The organism is Hylemonella gracilis ATCC 19624, assembly GCF_000211835.1.
GTDB classification, from domain to species: Bacteria; Pseudomonadota; Gammaproteobacteria; order Burkholderiales; family Burkholderiaceae_C; genus Hylemonella; species Hylemonella gracilis.
Genome location: NZ_AEGR01000078.1, coordinates 15,784 through 33,222 on the forward strand (window position 1 = coordinate 15,784; position 17,439 = coordinate 33,222).

At 66.7% G+C, this 17,439-nt stretch carries 18 protein-coding genes; 9 read left to right on the forward strand and 9 right to left on the reverse strand.

Annotated features, from left to right (window positions below):
• Positions 1-94 precede the first annotated feature (94 nt).
• The gene (locus tag HGR_RS12220; RefSeq protein WP_006298578.1) at positions 95-1,165 is read left to right on the forward strand and encodes an alkene reductase; all 1,071 of its coding nucleotides are present in this window, start codon (positions 95-97) and stop codon (positions 1,163-1,165) included.
• A 40-nt stretch (positions 1,166-1,205) separates the two neighbouring features.
• On the opposite strand, the gene HGR_RS12225 is transcribed toward HGR_RS12220, so the two are convergent.
• From HGR_RS12225 to HGR_RS12260, 8 genes are all read right to left on the reverse strand, one after another.
• Positions 1,206-2,156 (reverse strand): Gfo/Idh/MocA family oxidoreductase, encoded by a 951-nt coding sequence (locus HGR_RS12225; RefSeq protein WP_006298579.1) that lies wholly within the window; start codon positions 2,154-2,156, stop codon positions 1,206-1,208.
• Between the two features lie 11 nt (positions 2,157-2,167).
• Entirely contained in the window at positions 2,168-3,034 is an 867-nt protein-coding gene (locus tag HGR_RS12230) for a class III extradiol dioxygenase subunit beta (protein ID WP_006298580.1), read from the reverse strand.
• A 55-nt stretch (positions 3,035-3,089) separates the two neighbouring features.
• A complete protein-coding gene (ligA, locus tag HGR_RS12235) occupies positions 3,090-3,530 on the reverse strand; it encodes a protocatechuate 4,5-dioxygenase subunit alpha (RefSeq protein ID WP_006298581.1) in 441 nt (146 codons plus the stop codon).
• Between the two features lie 60 nt (positions 3,531-3,590).
• Positions 3,591-4,532, reverse strand: a complete 942-nt coding sequence (locus HGR_RS12240) for an amidohydrolase family protein (protein ID WP_006298582.1) — start codon at positions 4,530-4,532, stop codon at positions 3,591-3,593.
• Positions 4,533-4,588: 56 nt separating this feature from the next.
• The gene (locus HGR_RS12245) at positions 4,589-5,497 is read right to left on the reverse strand and encodes a type 2 periplasmic-binding domain-containing protein (RefSeq protein WP_006298583.1); all 909 of its coding nucleotides are present in this window, start codon (positions 5,495-5,497) and stop codon (positions 4,589-4,591) included.
• Positions 5,498-5,548: 51 nt separating this feature from the next.
• Positions 5,549-6,241, reverse strand: coding sequence for a 4-carboxy-4-hydroxy-2-oxoadipate aldolase/oxaloacetate decarboxylase (gene ligK / locus HGR_RS12250; protein WP_006298584.1), 693 nt, complete (start codon positions 6,239-6,241; stop codon positions 5,549-5,551).
• Positions 6,242-6,278: 37 nt separating this feature from the next.
• A complete protein-coding gene (locus HGR_RS12255; RefSeq protein WP_006298585.1) occupies positions 6,279-7,322 on the reverse strand; it encodes an amidohydrolase family protein in 1,044 nt (347 codons plus the stop codon).
• Positions 7,323-7,480: 158 nt separating this feature from the next.
• A complete protein-coding gene (locus HGR_RS12260) occupies positions 7,481-8,182 on the reverse strand; it encodes a substrate-binding domain-containing protein (RefSeq protein ID WP_006298586.1) in 702 nt (233 codons plus the stop codon).
• Between the two features lie 175 nt (positions 8,183-8,357).
• Here HGR_RS12260 and HGR_RS12265 point away from each other — a divergent pair, with 175 nt between their 5' ends.
• The 8 genes from HGR_RS12265 (at position 8,358) to HGR_RS12300 (ending at position 16,921) form a co-directional block, all read left to right on the forward strand.
• Entirely contained in the window at positions 8,358-9,452 is a 1,095-nt protein-coding gene (locus HGR_RS12265; RefSeq protein WP_006298587.1) for a LysR substrate-binding domain-containing protein, read from the forward strand.
• 1 nt (position 9,453) lies between these two features.
• On the forward strand, positions 9,454-10,323 hold the full coding sequence (locus HGR_RS12270; protein ID WP_006298588.1) for a shikimate dehydrogenase: 870 nt from the start codon (positions 9,454-9,456) through the stop codon (positions 10,321-10,323).
• 46 nt (positions 10,324-10,369) lie between these two features.
• Positions 10,370-11,560 (forward strand): aminotransferase-like domain-containing protein, encoded by a 1,191-nt coding sequence (locus HGR_RS12275; RefSeq protein WP_006298589.1) that lies wholly within the window; start codon positions 10,370-10,372, stop codon positions 11,558-11,560.
• 181 nt (positions 11,561-11,741) lie between these two features.
• Positions 11,742-12,809, forward strand: coding sequence for an extracellular solute-binding protein (locus tag HGR_RS12280; protein ID WP_006298590.1), 1,068 nt, complete (start codon positions 11,742-11,744; stop codon positions 12,807-12,809).
• Positions 12,810-12,863: 54 nt separating this feature from the next.
• Positions 12,864-13,988 (forward strand): ABC transporter ATP-binding protein, encoded by a 1,125-nt coding sequence (locus tag HGR_RS12285; RefSeq protein ID WP_138922515.1) that lies wholly within the window; start codon positions 12,864-12,866, stop codon positions 13,986-13,988.
• Positions 13,989-14,008: 20 nt separating this feature from the next.
• Positions 14,009-14,881: an ABC transporter permease gene (locus HGR_RS12290; RefSeq protein WP_039853430.1), complete on the forward strand. Its 873-nt coding sequence runs from the start codon at positions 14,009-14,011 to the stop codon at positions 14,879-14,881.
• 7 nt (positions 14,882-14,888) lie between these two features.
• Positions 14,889-15,761, forward strand: a complete 873-nt coding sequence (locus tag HGR_RS12295; protein WP_006298593.1) for an ABC transporter permease — start codon at positions 14,889-14,891, stop codon at positions 15,759-15,761.
• Positions 15,762-15,928: 167 nt separating this feature from the next.
• Positions 15,929-16,921, forward strand: a complete 993-nt coding sequence (locus HGR_RS12300; RefSeq protein WP_006298594.1) for a Bug family tripartite tricarboxylate transporter substrate binding protein — start codon at positions 15,929-15,931, stop codon at positions 16,919-16,921.
• Here HGR_RS12300 and HGR_RS12305 read toward each other — a convergent pair.
• Positions 16,908-17,439, reverse strand: a 532-nt coding sequence (locus tag HGR_RS12305) for a methyl-accepting chemotaxis protein (RefSeq protein ID WP_006298595.1), incomplete at its 5' end; no start/stop codon positions are given. The genes HGR_RS12300 and HGR_RS12305 overlap by 14 nt on opposite strands.

Here is a 17,439-nt window from a genome sequence, read left to right on the forward strand (position 1 = left end):
AGCACGGACGGTGCCCTCAGCTACAAGGGGTTTGCGGCTGGGCACACCGCCCTCCGGAACCCATCTCTCACCGAGAAGCTCAAGAAAGACCCCCATGCTGTTTGACTCCTACTCCGGCCGAGCCCTCAAGCTCAAGAACCATCTGGTCATGTCGCCGATGACCCGCAGCCGCGCCGAGGGCAACACGCCCAACGCCCTGATGGCCGAGTACTACGGCCAGCGCGCCAGCGCCGGGCTGATCATCACCGAAGGCACCTCGCCCTCGCCCAATGGCCTGGGCTACACGCGCATTCCCGGCCTCTACAACGCCGCGCAGGTGGCGGGCTGGAAGCAAGTCACCAGCGCGGTGCACGCCAAGGGCGGCAAGATCTTCGTGCAGCTGATGCACACCGGCCGTGTCGGCGCCGCGGTGAACTTGCCGGCCGGGGCCGAAGTGCTCGGCCCGACCGACGCGCTGCTGCCGGGCGAGATCTACACCGACGCCAAGGGCATGCAGCCGCACACCGCGCCCCGTGCCATGACGCAAGCCGACATCGAGCACGCCATCGCTGAATACGTCAACGCCGCCAAGCTCGCGGTCGAGGCTGGCTTCGATGGCATCGAACTGCACGGCGCCAACGGTTACCTGATCGAGCAGTTCCTCAACGCCAACGTCAACCAGCGCAACGACGCCTATGGCGGCAGCGCCGAGAAGCGCAACCGCTTCGCGCTGGACATCGCCCGCGCCTGCGTGGCCGCGATTGGCGCGGACAAGGTCGGCATCCGCCTGTCGCCTTACGGTGTGTTCAATGGCACCGGCCACTACCCGGAGCAGGACGCCCAGTACCTCGCGCTGGTGAAGGAACTGTCGGCACTCAAGCTGGCCTACCTGCACGTGCTGGACCACTCGGCCATGGGCACGCCCCAGGTGCCGGCGGACTTCAAGGCCAAGCTGCGCGCCGCCTTCGACGGCACCTTCATCATCGCTGGGGGCTTTGACGCGACCAGCGGCGAGCAGGCGCTCAACGACGGCGTGGGCGACCTGATCGGCTATGGCCGCCCCTTCATCTCAAACCCGGACTTGGTGGCGCGCTACCAGCGCGGCGCGGCGCTCAACGCGGCGGACGCCAACACCTTCTACACGCCGGGTGCGAAGGGCTACACGGACTATCCGGCGCTGGCCTGAGTGAACTGATGGACCGGCGGCGCGAGCCGCCGGCTCAGCCTCAAGCCTGGAGCTGCTGCTCCAGCTGGTGCAGCACCTGGTAGCAGGGCAGCACCTGGGCCAGGCTGGAATTGGGCTCGCGGCCTTCGCGGATGGCGGCGAAGAACTCCCGATCCTGCAGCTCGATGCCGTTCATCGAAACGTCCACCTTGCTGACGTCGATCTTCTCGTCCTTGCCATTGAACAGGTCGTCGTAGCGCGCGATGTAGGTCGCGCTGTCACCGATGTAGCGGAAGAAGGTGCCCAGGGGGCCATCGTTGTTGAAGGACAGGCTCAAGGTGCAGATCGCGCCATTGGCGGCCTTGAGCTGGATGCTCATGTCCATGGCGATGCCCAGCGACGGGTGAATGGGACCTTGGAGCGCATTGGCCTTCACGATGGGGCTGCCGGCCTGGTAGGCGAACAGGTCAACCGTGTGCGCGGCGTGGTGCCACAGCAGGTGGTCGGTCCAGCTGCGCGGCTGGCCCAGCGCGTTCATGTTCGTGCGGCGGAAGAAGTAGGTCTGCACGTCCATCTGCTGGATGTTGAACTCACCCGCCTTGATCTTCTTGTGCACGTACTGGTGGCTGGGGTTGAAGCGGCGCGTGTGACCGCACATGGCCACCAAGCCCTTTTTCTTTTGCAGGGCGACGACTTCCTCGCCTTCCTTGAGCACGTCGCACAGGGGAATTTCCACCTGCACGTGCTTGCCGGCTTCGAGGCAGGCCTTGGTCTGGGCCGCATGCATCTGCGTGGGCGTGCAGAGGATGACGGCGTCCAGTTCCTTGAGCTTCAGGCTGTCGGCCAGGTCGGTAGTGACGTGTTTGATGCCGTACTTGTCGGCCACTTCCTTGGTCTTGTCCAGGTCACGGCTGATCAAGGACACGACTTCCACGTCGGGGATGTTCTTGATGCCGTCCAGGTGCTTGATGCCGAAAGCGCCGGCACCGGCCAGAGCAACTTTGATGGTCATGAATGGGTCCTTTAGCTGTTTTCAAGAATCATGTGCCCGACCGCCGTGTTGGAGGCAGGCACGTGGTAGAAGCGGTGCTTGACCTTGGGCTTGGGGCCGCCGTGCACGTCGGCCATCGCGCCGCGCGCGATCAGCCACATCACCAGCTCGATGCCTTCGCTGCCAGCCTCGCGCACGTACTCGATGTGCGGCACCTGGGCGGTCGCGGCCGGGTCGTCGATCAGCTTGTCCAGCCAGGCGTTGTCCCAGTCCTTGTTGATCAGCCCCGCGCGCGGGCCCTGCAACTGGTGGGTCATGCCGCCCGTGCCCCAGATCTGCACATTGAGGTTCTCGTCGAAAGACTCCACCGCCTTGCGGATGGCCTGGCCGAGCTGGAAGCAACGGCGGCCCGAGGGCACGGGGTACTGCACCACGTTGACCGCGAAGGGAATGACCTTGAACGGCCACTTGTCGGTCTTGGGGTTCTTTTCACCGCACATCAGGGACAGGGGCACGGTCAGGCCGTGGTCCACGTCCATCTTGTTGACGATGGTGAGGTCAAAGTCCTGCTGGATCACGGACTGCGCGATGTGCGATGCCAGTTCCGGATGGCCCTGCACCACGGGCACGGGGCGCGCGCCCCAGCCCTCGTCGGCGGGCTGGTACTGCGCGGCGGTGCCAATCGCGAAGGTCGGGATCATCTCCAGGCTGAAGGCGGTGGCGTGGTCGTTGTAGACCAGGAACACGACGTCAGGCGTGTTGTCCTTCATCCATTGCTTGGAATAGTCGTAGCCGGCGAACAGCGGCTGCCAGTAGGGTTCCTGGGTCTTGCCCAGGTCCATCGCCGCGCCGATGGCGGGCACATGCGAGGTGTAGACGGAAGCGGTGATCTTTGCCATGTGGGTGTCTCCTGTGCCGGGGGCAGAGCAACTTGTGAAAACTGGAGCGGGCGGCTTAAAGCAGCCGCCCGGTGCCATGCCCTTGCGGCTGGTTTTGGGGTTGCGCGCTGCCGTTCTCGCCCACGTAGCGGTTGCCCTCGATGGAGCGGCCGCCCTTGATCATCATGTCGCGGTACTCCTCCTCGGTCATGCCGGTCATGCTGCCCGCCATCTGCTGGAAGCTCTTGCCGTGCGTGGCGCCGAGCTTGGCGAGGAAGTAGATGTTGCCGCCCAGCGCGATGGCGCGGTTCAGATCGGCCGCGAGCACGGCCTGTTTCTGCTCTTCCGTCATCGGCCATTCATCGACGTACTTGCGCTGGTCGGCGAGGAAGCGCGCGCGGTTCTCGGCCTTCATCAGCGACATGCAGAACTGGTTGAGCCAGTAACCCTTGCGTGACTGGTCAGCGTCGAAGATGGTCGTGCCCGGCACGTCCAGATAGGGTTTATCGAGTGGCATGGTGATTCTCCTGTGTCGCCCGAGCATAGGTCCGCGGTCGGGCGTGTGTGTTGATGTGCCTCAATCCGCCCAGTACAGGCGCATGGGGTTCTCCACCAGCAGCTTGCGCTGCAGTTCCGCGGTGCGCGCGATCTGGGGAATGAAGTCGACCAGCAGGCCGTCATCGGGCATGTGGTCCTTGAGGTTGGGGTGTGGCCAGTCGGTGCCCCAGAGCACGCGATCAGGGAATTCCTCGACGATGCGGCGGGCGAAGGGCACCACATCCTTGTAGGCGCCACTCTCCAGACCGGGTTCACCTTGGAGCGCACGGGGGCCGGTGACGCTCAGTCGCTCGGGGCAGCTCACTTTGCTCCACACGTTCTTGTGCTCGCGCATGAATTTCAGGAAGAGCGCGAACTCGGGACCGTCCACGGGCTTGCTCACGTCGGGGCGGCCCATGTGGTCCACCACCACCGTAGTCGGCAAGGCGGTGAAGAAGTCCCACAGCTCGGGCAGGTCCACCGCCTCGAAATAGATCACCACGTGCCATCCGAGCTTGGCGATGCGCCCGGCGATCTCCATCAGCTCGTCCTTGGGCGTGAAGTCCACCAGGCGCTTGACGAAGTTGAAGCGCACGCCGCGCACGCCCGCGGCGTGCAGGCGCTGCAGCTCCTCGTCGCTCACGCTGCGGCGCACCGTGGCCACGCCGCGCGCCTTGCCATTCGAGGCCAGGCAGGCGTCCACCAGGGCGCTGTTGTCGGCGCCGTGGCAAGTGGCCTGCACGATCACATTGCGCGCGAAGCCCAGATGATCACGCAGGGCGAAGAGCTGATCCTTGCCCGCGTCGCAGGGCGTGTACTTGCGCTCGGGCGCGTAGGGAAACTGCGCGCCGGGGCCGAAGACGTGGCAATGCGCGTCCACCGCGCCCGGGGGCAGCTTGAAGCCGGGCTTGCTCGGGCCGTTGTACCAGTCGAGCCAGCCCTTGGTTTTCTCGAAAGGTCCTGTGGTCGGTTTTCCGCTCATGGTCTTGTTCTTCCTTGTCGTGTGTGTGATGGATGGAGTGCCGCCGGCCGCTGGGCTCAGCGGATGGCGGGCTCGATGGCGCCGCGCAAATCGGCGCGCTTCACGGCCGCTTGCAAATAACCTTCGCGCCGCACGCTGAGCACGAAACGGCTCAGGTAGGACATGCCCGCCTGCCGCCCTTTGGGGATGGCGATGGCCACCGTCTCCAGCCCCCAGCGGCCATCGAGCACCCGCGCGCCGTCGCCCAAGCGCTCGGCCATGGGGTAGAGCACGCTCTTGCTCGCCGCGAAGGCGTTGATCTGCCGCGCCGCGAGCCGGGCCGAGGCCTCGGTGTAGCTGCCCAGCGAGACGATTTCGATTTGAGGATGACGGCGCGCCAACGGTGCCTGCGCACCCGAACCGTTCAACATGCCCAGCTTGACCCCGCCTTGGCGCGCGGCCAGGGCATTGAGATCGGCCGCCGCGCGCAAGTCCGTGTCCGGGCCGGCGAGGTAGCCCTGCTCCAGATCGAGCAAGGGCAAGCTGTAGTTCACATCGCGGCCGTAGGTCTCGCTGGTCCAGGTGACGGTGAAGTCCACCTCGCCCTGGCCCATGGCGAGCATCAGGTCGGGCAGGCGGTCGAAGCGCACCAGTTCAAAAGGCACGTCCAGCCAGCCCGCCATCACGCGGCCCAGGTCATGCGCGAGACCGGCGTTGCGTGAGGGGTCACCCGGATGCTCCAGCAAGGACAGCGGGCTGCCCGCGTACACGCCCACGCGCAGCACGCCCATCGGGGCCAGCACGGCGCGGGCCGCGGGCGCGGCGGCGGCCAACTGCTCCGGGGGCTGTGGAGGTGACACCAGCGAGGGCGGCAGCGCGCAGGCCGTCAGCAGCAGCGTCCCCGCCAGGACCAGTCCGCGTGGCAGAGCGCGCGCCCACCTGCCCCGCGATGGGGAGACATGGGACACGTGCGGGGCGAGGGTCATGACGGGGTGAGGACCTGGCATGCGGTGGACGGCGCGGTGGCGGCCTGTGCCTCAGTCGATGTACTTGAGGCCCAGCTTTTCCAAGGGCTCGCGGAACTTGTACATGTCCAGGCCCAGCACGCCGGAGGCCAGCTTGGCGCGCTTCTCGCCTTCGAAGGACTCGCGTGCGGCGGCGGCATCCGCCACCTTGGGCACGTCGGCGGCGTTGACGACGACCACGCCGTCGTCATCGGCCACGATGGCGTCGCCGGGGTTGACGATCATGCCCGCGCAGACCACCGGGATGTTGACCGAACCCAGGGTGGCCTTGATGGTGCCCTTGGCGCTGATGGCGCGGCTCCAGACCGGGAAGTCCATGGACTTGAGCTCCGCGATGTCGCGGCAGCCGCCGTCGATGATCAGGCCGCGCGCGCCGCGCGCCTTGAAGCTGGTCGCCAGCAGGTCACCGAAGAAACCGTCGGTGTTGGGCGAGGACAGGGCCGCGACCACGATGTCGCCCGGCTTGATCTGCTCGGCCACGACGTGCAGCATCCAGTTGTCACCGGGGTGCAGCAGCACGGTCACGGCAGTGCCCGAAATCTTGGCGCCCGGATAGATGGGGCGCATGTACGTCTGCATCAGGCCGATGCGGCCCTGCGCTTCGTGGACGGTGGCCACGCCAAATTGGGCCAGCCGGTCGGTGGCGGCGGCATCGGCGCGCGTGATGTTGCGCTTGACGATGCCCAGCGGTGCGTTGACGCTCATGGTGTGCTCCTTGTGAATCTCGTTCGTCGTTGTTGGATCAACGACCCTGCTGCTTCAGCGCCGCGTCCAGGCGCGGGAACACGCGGCGGGCGTTGCCTTCGTAGACCTTGAAGCGCTGCTCCTCGTTGAGGTTGGGCGTGGCTTGAACATAGCGCTTGGTGTCGTCGTAGTAGTGGCCGCTCTCCGGGTCGATGCCGCGCACCGCACCAATCATTTCGCTGGCGAAGAGGATGTTGTCGACGGGAATCACCTTGGTCAACAGGTCGATGCCGGGCTGGTGGTAGACGCAGGTGTCAAAGAAGATGTTCTTCAACAGGTGCTCGGACAGCAGGGGCTTCTTCATCTCCTGCGCCAGGCCACGGTAACGGCCCCAATGGTAGGGCGCGGCGCCGCCGCCATGCGGAATGACGAAGCGCAGAGTGGGGAAGTCCTTGAACAGGTCGCCTTGGATCAGCTGCATGATGGCCGTGGTGTCGGCGTTGATGTAATGCGCGCCCGTGGTGTGGAAGCAAGCATTGCAGCTGGTGCTGACGTGGATCATGGCCGGGATGTCGTACTCCACCATCTTTTCGTAAATGGGGTACCAGTGGCGGTCGGTCAGCGGCGGGCTGTTCCAGTGACCGCCCGAGGGGTCCGGGTTGAGGTTGATGCCGACCTGACCGTACTGCTTGACGCACTTTTCCAACTCGGGAATGCAGGTCTTCGGGTCCACGCCCGGCGACTGCGGCAGCATGGCCGCGCCGATGAAGTGCTGCGGGAACAGTTGCGTGACGCGATAAACCAGCTCGTTGCAGATGGCGGCCCAGGTGCTGCTGACCTGGAAGTCGCCGATGTGGTGGGCCATGAAGCTGGCGCGCGGGCTGAAGATGGTCAGGTCGCTGCCGCGTTCCTTCATCAGCTTCAACTGGTTGGTCTCGATGGCCTCGCGCAGCTCGTCGTCGCTGATCTTCAGGTCCGCGACCTTGGGCGTCTGGGACGGGTCCTTGATGCTGGCGATCTGTTGGTTGCGCCAGTTTTCCAGCGCCTTGGGCGCGGTGGTGAAGTGGCCGTGGCAGTCGATGATGAGGGGGGGCTGTTTCATGCTTTTCGTCTCCAAAGATGCAAGCTGCAAAAAATGATCGTCGGGCGCTCAGGCCAAACCGGAAAACGCCGGGGAACCGGCAAGGACTAAGCCACTGGCGCTGCCCCCGTGAGGAGGCATGCCGACCCCCACGCAGTGGGGGAGCAAGGCGGGGAGTCTCATACCGGGTCCATGCCCTGGCGGCGCTTGGCCTCGGCCGCTGCGGGTGCCGCCATGTAGCGCAGCAGTTCACGCACGGCCTCGGGCTGCCGGCTGGTGGCGCAGACCGCGCCGCTGAACGTGGTGGTGATCTGGATGGCCTCGGGCAGAGGGCCAAGGATGCGGATGCCCTCGACGTGGATCAGCTCGCTCAATTGCTGAAAGCCCAGCGCCACGCCGCCGTTGTCAGCGCCCTTGGCCACCAGGCTGCCCACCGGGATGCCGGGCGGCGGGGTGACGATGCGGCTTTGTATCTCTTCAGCAATGCCCCAGCGCTCGAACAGCTTGGCCAGGGCCACGCCGCTGGGGCCGGTGGAGTAGCTGATGCTTTTCGCGGCCAGCACGGCCGAACGCAGCGCGGCCTCGCTGGACACATCCGGCTGGGCCGCACCCGCCTGCACGGCCACGGCCACGCCGGAATGCACCAAGTCCACGCGACTGCCCGCCAGGGCATGGCCTGCAGCGATCAGCTTGTCGATGGCGTCGCTGGCCAGGACGACCACGTCGAAGGCCTCGCCCGCCGCGACGCGCTTGGCGGCGTCCACGCCGCCCACCGATTCGATGCGCACGCGCGTGCCCGACGCCTGCTCATAGGCCGCAGTCAACTTGGCCAGCAGCAGGCGCGTCGCCATCGAGGAAATGCCCAGGATCTCTGTACTCATGGTCTTTCAGCACCTTCAGGGTGCGCTCAGGTGGGCGAAGGTGAATCAGTATGCCCAAATGGGATGCTGCGGATTGTCGCCTTGCCCTCTGCCTCGGGCTAGGCAAAGCACTTACTAGCAGGTATCGCAGTTCGGCATAATCGACAGTCCGTTATCTGCAAAATTTCATCCCGGCATGGACCTGAAGCAGCTTGAGTACTTCGTGCGCGTGGCCGAGCTGGGCAGCTTCACGCGCGCCTCGGGCGTGCTGGGCATCGCCCAGCCGGCCCTGAGCCGCCAAGTGCGTCAGCTGGAAGTGGAACTGCGCCAGAACCTGCTGCTGCGCAACGGGCGGGGCGTCACGCTGACCGAGGCGGGCAAGCTGCTGCTGGACCATGGGCGGGGCATCCTGCACCAGGTGGACCGCGCGCGCGAAGACCTGGGCCGGGTGCATGGCGCGCTGGCCGGGCGGGTGGCCTTGGGCCTGCCGCCCTCGATCGCGCGGCTGCTGACCGTGCCGCTGACCCGCGCCTTCCGCAAACGCCTGCCCGCCGCCGCGCTGTCCATCAGCGAAGGGCTGACCATTTCCATGCAGGAGGGCTTGCTGACCGGGCGTCTGGACCTGGCCTTGCTCTACAACCCGACCCCCAGCCCAGAGTTCGATTCACTGCCGCTGATGGACGACATGCTGCTGCTGATCGGCCCCAACACCGGCGGCCCCACGCCTCAGAGCGCCAACGCAGCGGACCCTGCCAGGAAAGCCAAGTCCGGCAAGCTCGAATTGCAGGGCGAGACCATCAGCTTGCGGGAAGTCAGCACACTGCCCCTGGTGATCCCCAGCCGCCCCAACGCGCTGCGCATGCTGGTGGAGGCCGAGATGGGCAACATCGGCTGCAAACCCAACGTCGCACTGGAAATCGATGGCGTGGCCGCCATCCTGGACCTGGTGGCCGACGGTTTGGGCTATGCCGTGCTGCCGCGCCACGCCCTGACCAGCGCGACCCGGCCCGAGGCCTACCGCGCCCGCGTCATCGCCCTGGGGCACGGCCGAGCCGGCGATCCCGAGCGCGCCAGCCCGCTGCTCAGCCGCCTAGTGATCGCCACCGCGGCGGGACGCACCACCACGCTGACCCAACAGGCCATGATCGAGCTAATCCAGCAGATCACGGCGGAGGTCTTCACGTCCGGGGCGCCCCCCACGACCAGCGTCGCGGCACCGTCTTCTTCGCTTTCTTCCTCTTCTTCGTCTTCTTCGCTTTCTGCATCCTCCTCCCCTTCCCCCGCTTCCTGACATGGAATCCACCTACACCCTCGCCGGCGTCATGGGCTGGCCTGTGCGTCACTCCCGCTCGCCGGTCATCCACGGCCACTGGATCCGCGAGCACGGCCTCAAGGGCGACTACGTCCTGCTGCCAGTGCAACCCAGCCACCTGCACGAGGCGCTGCGCGGCCTGCAAGCCCTGGGCTTCGCGGGCTGCAACCTGACGATTCCGCACAAGGTGGCCGCGCTCTCCATGGTGGACCGCGTCGACCCGCTGGCCGCGCGCATCGGCGCCATCAACACCCTGGTCGTCAAGGACGGCCAGCTGCTGGGCTTCAACACCGACGCCGAAGGCTATGTGCAAAGCCTGCGCGAGGCGCAGCCCGGCTGGCGCGCCGATACCGGCCCGCACGCGGGCCCGGTGGCCGTGCTGGGCGCCGGTGGCGCGGCGCGCGCCGTGCTGGCCGTGCTGGGCGAACAAGGCGCGCCCGAAATCCGCATCTGCAATCGCAGCCTGGACAAGGCCCAGGCCCTGGCCGCCGAATTCGGCGCGCATTACCGCGGCACCCGCTGGTTGGCCCTGCCCTGGGACCAGCGCGATGCGGCGCTGGAGGGCTGCAGCCAATTGGTGAACACCACCAGTCTGGGCATGACAGGCCAAGACGCGCTGACGCTGCGGCTCGACGCCCTGCCCCGCACGGCGCTGGTGTGTGATGTCATCTACACCCCCCTGGAAACCCCGCTGCTCGCGGCCGCCAGAACACGGCCCGGAGGTCAGCACGTCACGGTCAACGGCCTGGGCATGCTGCTCTACCAGGCCCGAGCGGCCTTTCAGCACTGGTTCGGTGTGTTGCCCGAAGTCACGCCCGCGTTGCGCCGTGCCGTCGAGGCCACACTCTGAGTCCCCTGACCTGCTCCCACTTTCCCAACGCTCCCCGGAGAACCTGATGCCCTGGACCCTGGCCCGCCGCGCCGCCCGACTGAACCCCTCGACCATCCGCGAAATCCTCAAGGTCACCGAACGCCCCGGCATCATTTCGCTGGCCGGCGGTCTGCCCGCCGCCGAAACCTTCCCCGTGGCGGCGATGGCCGAGGCCACGGCCCGAGTCCTGCGCGACAACCCTCGCGAGGCGCTGCAGTACGCGGCCAGCGAGGGCTATGGCCCGCTGCGCGAATGGGTGGCCACCGAGCTGGCCACGCAGGGCCTCTCGGTTGACGCGGCGCAGGTGCTGATCACCACCGGCTCGCAACAAGGGCTGGATCTGGTGGGCAAGGTGCTGGTGGACCCGGGCAGCCGGGTGGCCGTCGAATCGCCCACCTACCTGGGCGCGCTGCAGGCCTTCGCGCCGTTTGAATGCGACTTCACCGCGATTGAAGGCGATGAGGAAGGCCCGCTGCCCGAGGCGCTGGAGGCCGCGCGGGGTGCGCGCTTCATGTACCTGCTGCCCAATTTCCAGAACCCGAGCGGACGTTGCCCGTCGGCTCAGCGCCGCGCGCAACTTGCCGAAAAGGCCGTCGCCATCGGTCTGCCCATCGTCGAGGACAACCCCTATGGCGATCTGTGGTTCGACGCGCCGCCGCCCGCGCCGCTGAGCGCGCAGCTGGGCATTGGCGAGAACGGTGGCGCCATCTACCTCGGTTCCTTTTCGAAGGTGCTGGCGCCGGGCTTGCGCCTGGGTTACGTGGTCGCGCCCAAGACGCTCTACCCCAAACTGCTGCAAGCCAAGCAGGCGGCCGACCTGCACACGCCCGGCTTCAACCAGCGCGTGGTGCATGAGGTCATCAAGAACGGCTTCCTGAACGAGCACGTGCCCACCATCCGCGCGCGCTACAAGGCCCAGCGCGACGCCATGCAGGCCGCCCTGCTACGCCACCTGCACGGCATCGGCTGCCGCTGGAACGCACCGGTCGGGGGCATGTTCTTCTGGGTTGAATTGCCGGCGGCCCTGGACGCGACGGCCCTGCTCGACCGCGCGGTCGAGGCCGGCGTCGCCTATGTGCCCGGCGCGCCCTTCTTCGCGGCGCCAGAACCCCGACATGCCAACACCCTGCGCCTGAGCTTCGTGACCGTGCCGCCCGCGCAGATCGAGCAGGGCATCGCCGCGCTGGGCCGCGTTTTCGCGCAGGCCCTGGGCTGAGCAGCGCGAGGGAACTCAGGGCCGCGGGGCCCGGGTGACGCGTCACCGGGCATCAAAAATGCTGTGGTAACGTGACACGCCGCTTTGCCCGCCACGGGCCCTGTGGCCCCAAACGCGGCCCCGAACGCGGCATTTGTCACGCCCAGCCATTCTTGATTGTTTGCGAGAAAGCGAGCCTCCCATGAAGCGCACCCTGACCTGCATCACCCTGGCCGCCGTGGCCCTGACCGCCACCGGCCTGGCCCAAGCCCAGAACAAGACCCTGCGCCTGCTGACCTGGGCCGACTACGCGCCCAAGGACGTGGTGGAGCAGTTCACCAAGGAAACCGGCATCAAGGTCGAGATCACCCTCTCCAACAACGAAGAGATGATTTCCAAGCTGCGCGCCACCGGGGGCGCGGGCTTCGACCTGGCCCAGCCCAGCCAGGACCGCATCGCCGGACCGCAGACCGAGTTCCGCATCTACAAGCCGCTGGACCTCTCCAAGATCAAGCGCGAGCTCTTCATCCCCTCCATGCTGGAGGCTACCCAGGCCAACACCACGGTGGATGGCAAGGTCTATGGCCTGCCGCACATCTGGGGCACGGACGGGCTGGTGGTCAACACCAAGCTGTCCAAGGCCACGGACTACCCCGACCTCTGCGCGCCTGAAAACGCCGGCAAGGTCAGCATGCGCCTGAAGCGCCCCACGCTGATCGCCTTCGCCTTCGCCAGTGGCAAGAACCCCTTCGCGCTCTACAACGATGCCAAGGGCTACGCGGCGCTGATGAACGAGGTGGGCCAGACCTTGATCAACTGCAAGAAGAACGTCAAGTTCTACTGGGACGGCAAGGACCAGCTGCTGGCCGGCCTGCGCTCGGGTGAACTGACCACGGCCATGATGTGGGACACCGGCGGCTGGGGTCTTAACAAGACCCAGCCCGAGATCAAGTTCGTCGCGCCCAAGTCCGGTGCCCTGGGCTGGGTGGACACCTACGCCATTCCGGCCAAGGGCCGCAACGACGCCGCCGCCTACGCCTGGATCAACTTCAACCTGCGGCCTAAGATCGCGGCCCGGGTCGCCAGCGCGGCGGGCAACTTCACGGCCAGCAAGGGCGCGGACCAGCTGATGAACGACACGCTGAAGAAGCAATTCGCGGACAGCTTCCCCGAGGCTGCGTTGAAGAACATCAAGTGGTATCCGGCCGTGCCCGCGGGCATCGAGGACATCGAAGGCCGCGTGCTGGACCGCGTGAAAGCGGCTCAGTGAGCCCCTGCCCGACCGCGATCTCCGCATGAAAGTCTGTTCAGAGATGCGCGCGTGGTGAACGACGGCGAATCCGATCTGCAACTCCTGTCCGTCGGCAAGCGTTACGGCGCCTACACGGCAGTCGAGGACCTGAGCCTAACGGTCCGGCGCGGCTCCTTCTTCTCGATCCTCGGCCCCTCGGGCTGCGGCAAGACGACGTTGCTGCGCATGGTCGCGGGCTTCATCACCCCTGACACGGGCGACATCCGCATCAAGGGCGCCTCCATGCTGGGCGTGCCGCCGAATCGGCGGCCGGTCAACATGGTGTTCCAGCACTTGGCGCTGTTCCCGATGATGAGCGTGGGCGAGAACATCGCCTACGGCCTTACCCAGCTTGGCGGCGCGCGCAGGGTCAAGCGCGCCGTGGCGCGCGACAAGGTGCGTGACATGCTCAAGCGCGTGGGCCTGCCAGGCATCGAGGACAAGCGCATCGAGCAGCTCTCCGGCGGGCAGAAGCAGCGCGTGGCCATCGCCCGCGCCTTGGTGCTGGAGCCCGCGCTGCTCTTGCTGGACGAGCCGCTGGGCGCGCTGGACATGAAGCTGCGCGAGCACATGAAGGTGGAACTCAAGCAGTTGCAGGCCGAGGTCGGCACCACCTTCGTCTACATCACGCACGACCAATCCGAGGCCCTGGTCATGTCGGACCAGGTGGCGGTGATGAACCAGGGCCGTTTCGAGCAAGTCGGCCGACCCCAGCAGCTCTATTACGAACCCGCCAGCGCCTTTGTCGCTGGATTCGTGGGCCACAACAACCGCGTCGAGGGTCGGGTGGAACGCATTGAGGGTGCGTTCGTCACCTTGCGCACGGCCGGTGGCATGGCCCTGCAAGCGCGCCGCGCGGGTGGCGCGCAGAACCTGGTGCCTGGACGTGGGGCCCAGATCTTCGTGCGCCCGGAGGCCATCGAGATCGGACGCGGCGCCCATGAGTTAACGCAGACACCCGACGGTCTGCGTTGGCCAGCCCGGGTGCAGCGCGTGCTGTTCGACGGCGGCAACTCCACGGTGCAAGTGCGCGAGGACGGCAGCGGCCAAACTCTGAACATCGCGCTCCCACTCACCGGCCGTCTGTCCGACTTGCGTCCGGGTGATGCCGTGCTGTTCAGCTACCGGCCCGAGCAAGCCTGGTGCTTCGCGGCCTGAAGCCGCGCGTGGAACGCCCCATGCACCCCACCACCTCGCCCCGCCGCTGGATGCTGGCCCTGATGCTCACGCCCGCATTGCTGTGGCTGGGCGCGCTGGTGGTGCTGCCGCACATCGACTTGCTGCTGCTGTCCTTGCAGACCCGCGTGGGGCCGGGCGAATACGCCTTCAGCCTGGCCCCTTACCGCACCTTCATCGACGAGCCGCTGTATTGGCACACCTATGTGCGCACGGCGGTCATCTCCCTGCTGGCCACGGCGCTCACGTTGCTGCTGGCTTTTCCCGTGGCTTGGCATATCGCCAAGGTCGCGCAAGGCCGCGCCAAGTTGGCGCTGCTGGTGCTGTGTCTGCTGCCCTTCTGGGTCAGCGAGATGGTGCGCACCCTGGGTTGGTTCCTGCTTCTGCGCGAAACCGGCGTGGTGTCCACCCTGCTGCAAGCCACGGGCTTGGCGGCGCAGCCGGTTGAACTGCTCTACCACGACGCCACCATCCTGGTGGGCTTGGTCTACGCCTCGCTGCTGTTCATGGTGATTCCGCTGGTCAACAGCCTGGAAAGCCTGGACAACAGCCTGATCGAAGCCGCTTACGACCTGGGGGGCAGCAACGCCAGCATCCTGTGGCGCATCGTGATTCCGCATGCGGCACCGGGCATGACCTCGGGCTGCATCGTGGTGTTCATGCTCTGCCTGGGCAATTACCTCACGCCCACCTTGCTGGGGGGCAAGAACTCGCTCTGGTTCACCGAGCAGATCTACACCCAGTTCATCACCCGCTTCAACTGGAACCAGGGCGCGGCCTTCGGTTTCCTGCTGCTGGTGCTGTCCAGCCTGCTGGTTTGGGCGGGCCTGCGCCTGACGCGTCAGCGACTGGGCGCCGTGATGCAAACCCCTTGAAGACGCCATGATTCCCAGCCTGCCCCGCCCCGCCTTGCAGCGCCATGGTCTGGCTGCCTTCGTGGTGGCGTTCTTCTTGTTTCTCTTCGTGCCGCTGACCGTGGTGGCGGTCTTTGCCTTCAACAACGCCGACTACCCCACGCCGCCGTGGCGGGGCTTCACGCTGGACTGGTTCCTGGCGGATGGCGCTGGCGATGGCCGCACCGGCTTGCTGCACGACGAGGAGCTGCTGGGCAGCATCGGCATCAGCGCTTGGGTGGCGCTGTGGGTCACGCTGCTGTCGGTGGTCGTCGGCACCTGCAATGCCTTCCTGCTGGAACGCTTCGACTTCCCGGGCAAGCGCGCGCTGGCGCTGCTGAGCATGGCGCCGCTGGTGATCCCTGGCGTGATCCTGGGCATTTCCATCCTGGCCTTCGCCAGCCGCCTGGCGAATTTCGCCGACGTGGTCTGGGGGCTGGAACTGGACTTCCTGCGCCCCGGCCTGCCCCTGGTGATCCTGGGGCAGTTTTGCTACATCGCAACCATCGCCACGCTGACCATCGCCGCGCGCCTGCGTCGCTTCGACCGATCGCTGGAGGAAGCCGCGTTGGACCTGGGCGCGAGCCGCCTCACCGTGCTGCGCACCATCACCCTGCCCTGGCTGTGGCCCAGCATGGCAGGCGCGGCAGCCATGGCCTTCCTGATGTCCTTCGAGAACTTCAACACCACCTTGATGCTCGTGGGCTCCGACGCCCCGCTGACGGTGCTGATGTACGGCCGCATGCGCGAGGGCGCCACGCCGGTGCTGAACGCCGTCAGCCTGCTGCTGATGCTGGCCTCGGCCGCGCTGGCCCTGGTGCTGCTCGCGCGCAAGGGCACGCAGAACCCGTCAGCCCACTGAGTCCGGCTTCGGGTGCACGGCACTTCCGGCTCGTTCAGTATTTCCAGCGCCTGCCTCCGCAGGCGGCTTGCCCGGCTGCCGCGCTGCCCCTACACTTCGGCGGCTCACGCACCCGCGGCCCCAGCCGCGAACCACAACACACCAGCAACATCCTAGAGAGAGAAGACATGAAGCAACCGAATCGCCGCGAAGCAACCCTCACCGTGCTCGGCACCTTGGCGCTGGCCGGCGGCAGTGCCGCACAAGCGCAAGGCGCGGCCAGCTACCCCAACAAGCCGATCCGGCTCATCGTGCCCTTCACGCCCGGCGGCAGCGCGGACATCCTGGGACGTTCCATCGGACAGGAGCTCACGAAGTCCCTGGGCCAATCCGTGGTGATCGAGAACATCGGCGGCGCGGGCGGCTCGCTCGGCGCGGACAAGGCCGCCCATGCGACGGCGGATGGTTACACCCTGTTCATGGGCCACATCGGCACGCTGGCGGTCAACCCGCACATCTATCCCAAGCTGCCTTACGACCCCATCAAGGACTTCACACCCGTGGCCTGGGTGGCCAACGTGGTGAACGTGCTGGCCGTCCACCCCTCGGTCCCAGCCAAGACGCTGAAGGAACTGGTCGCCTACGCGCAAGCCAACCCAGGCAAGATCAACTACGGCTCGGGCGGCAATGGCAGCGCGGCGCACTTGACGACCGAATACCTGAAGCTGCAGACCAAGACCGACATGATTCACGTGCCTTACAAGGGCACGGCCCCCGCCGTGCAGGATCTCGTGGCGGGTCAGACCCAGGTGGTGTTCACGGGCGCGCCCGCGATGATTCCCTTCTTCAAGTCGGGGCAGTTGCGCGCGATCGCAGTGTCCAGCAAGCAGCGCCTGGAGGCACTGCCGGACGTGCCCACGGTGGCGGAAAGCGGCTACCCGGGCTTCGAGGCCGACCAGTGGTATGGCATCGTCGTGCCCACGGGCGTGCCGGCGGACATCGTGCGCAAGCTCAACACCCATGTGAACCAAGCGCTGAACTCGCCCGAGCTGAAGGCGCGCCTGCAGACCGAGGGCGCCATCGCCGCGCCGACCACGCCCGAGAAATTCGGCGCGCACATCCGGGCGGAATTCGCGCGCTGGAAACCCGTGGTCAAGGCCGCCGACATCAAGCCCAGCTGAGTCGTTCCGTCGGTTCGGCGCGTCCCAGAGTGGGCGCGGCCGAACCGCCTTGCGCGAGCTTGAAGACCGCGACGGCCTGCACCAGCCCCTGTGCCTGGTTCTTGAGGTCGACGGCGGCCGAGGTCATCTGCTCCACCAGGGCGGCGTTCTGCTGCGTGGTCTGGTCCATGCCGCTGATGGCTTCACCGACCTCCAACACCCCCGCGCTTTGCTCCGCGCTGGCGGTGCTGATCTCGCCCATCAGGTCGGTCACGCGGCGGATGCTGGCCACCACCTCGTCCATGGTCGTGCCCGCGCGATCCACCAGCGCACCGCCCTGCTCGACCCGCTGCACGCTGGCGGAAATCAACGCCTTGATCTCACGTGCCGCCTCGGCGCTGCGTCCGGCCAAGCTGCGCACTTCCCCGGCGACGACGGCAAACCCCCGGCCTTGCTCACCCGCGCGCGCGGCTTCCACCGCGGCGTTGAGGGCGAGGATGTTGGTCTGGAAGGCGATGCCGTCGATCACGCTGATGATG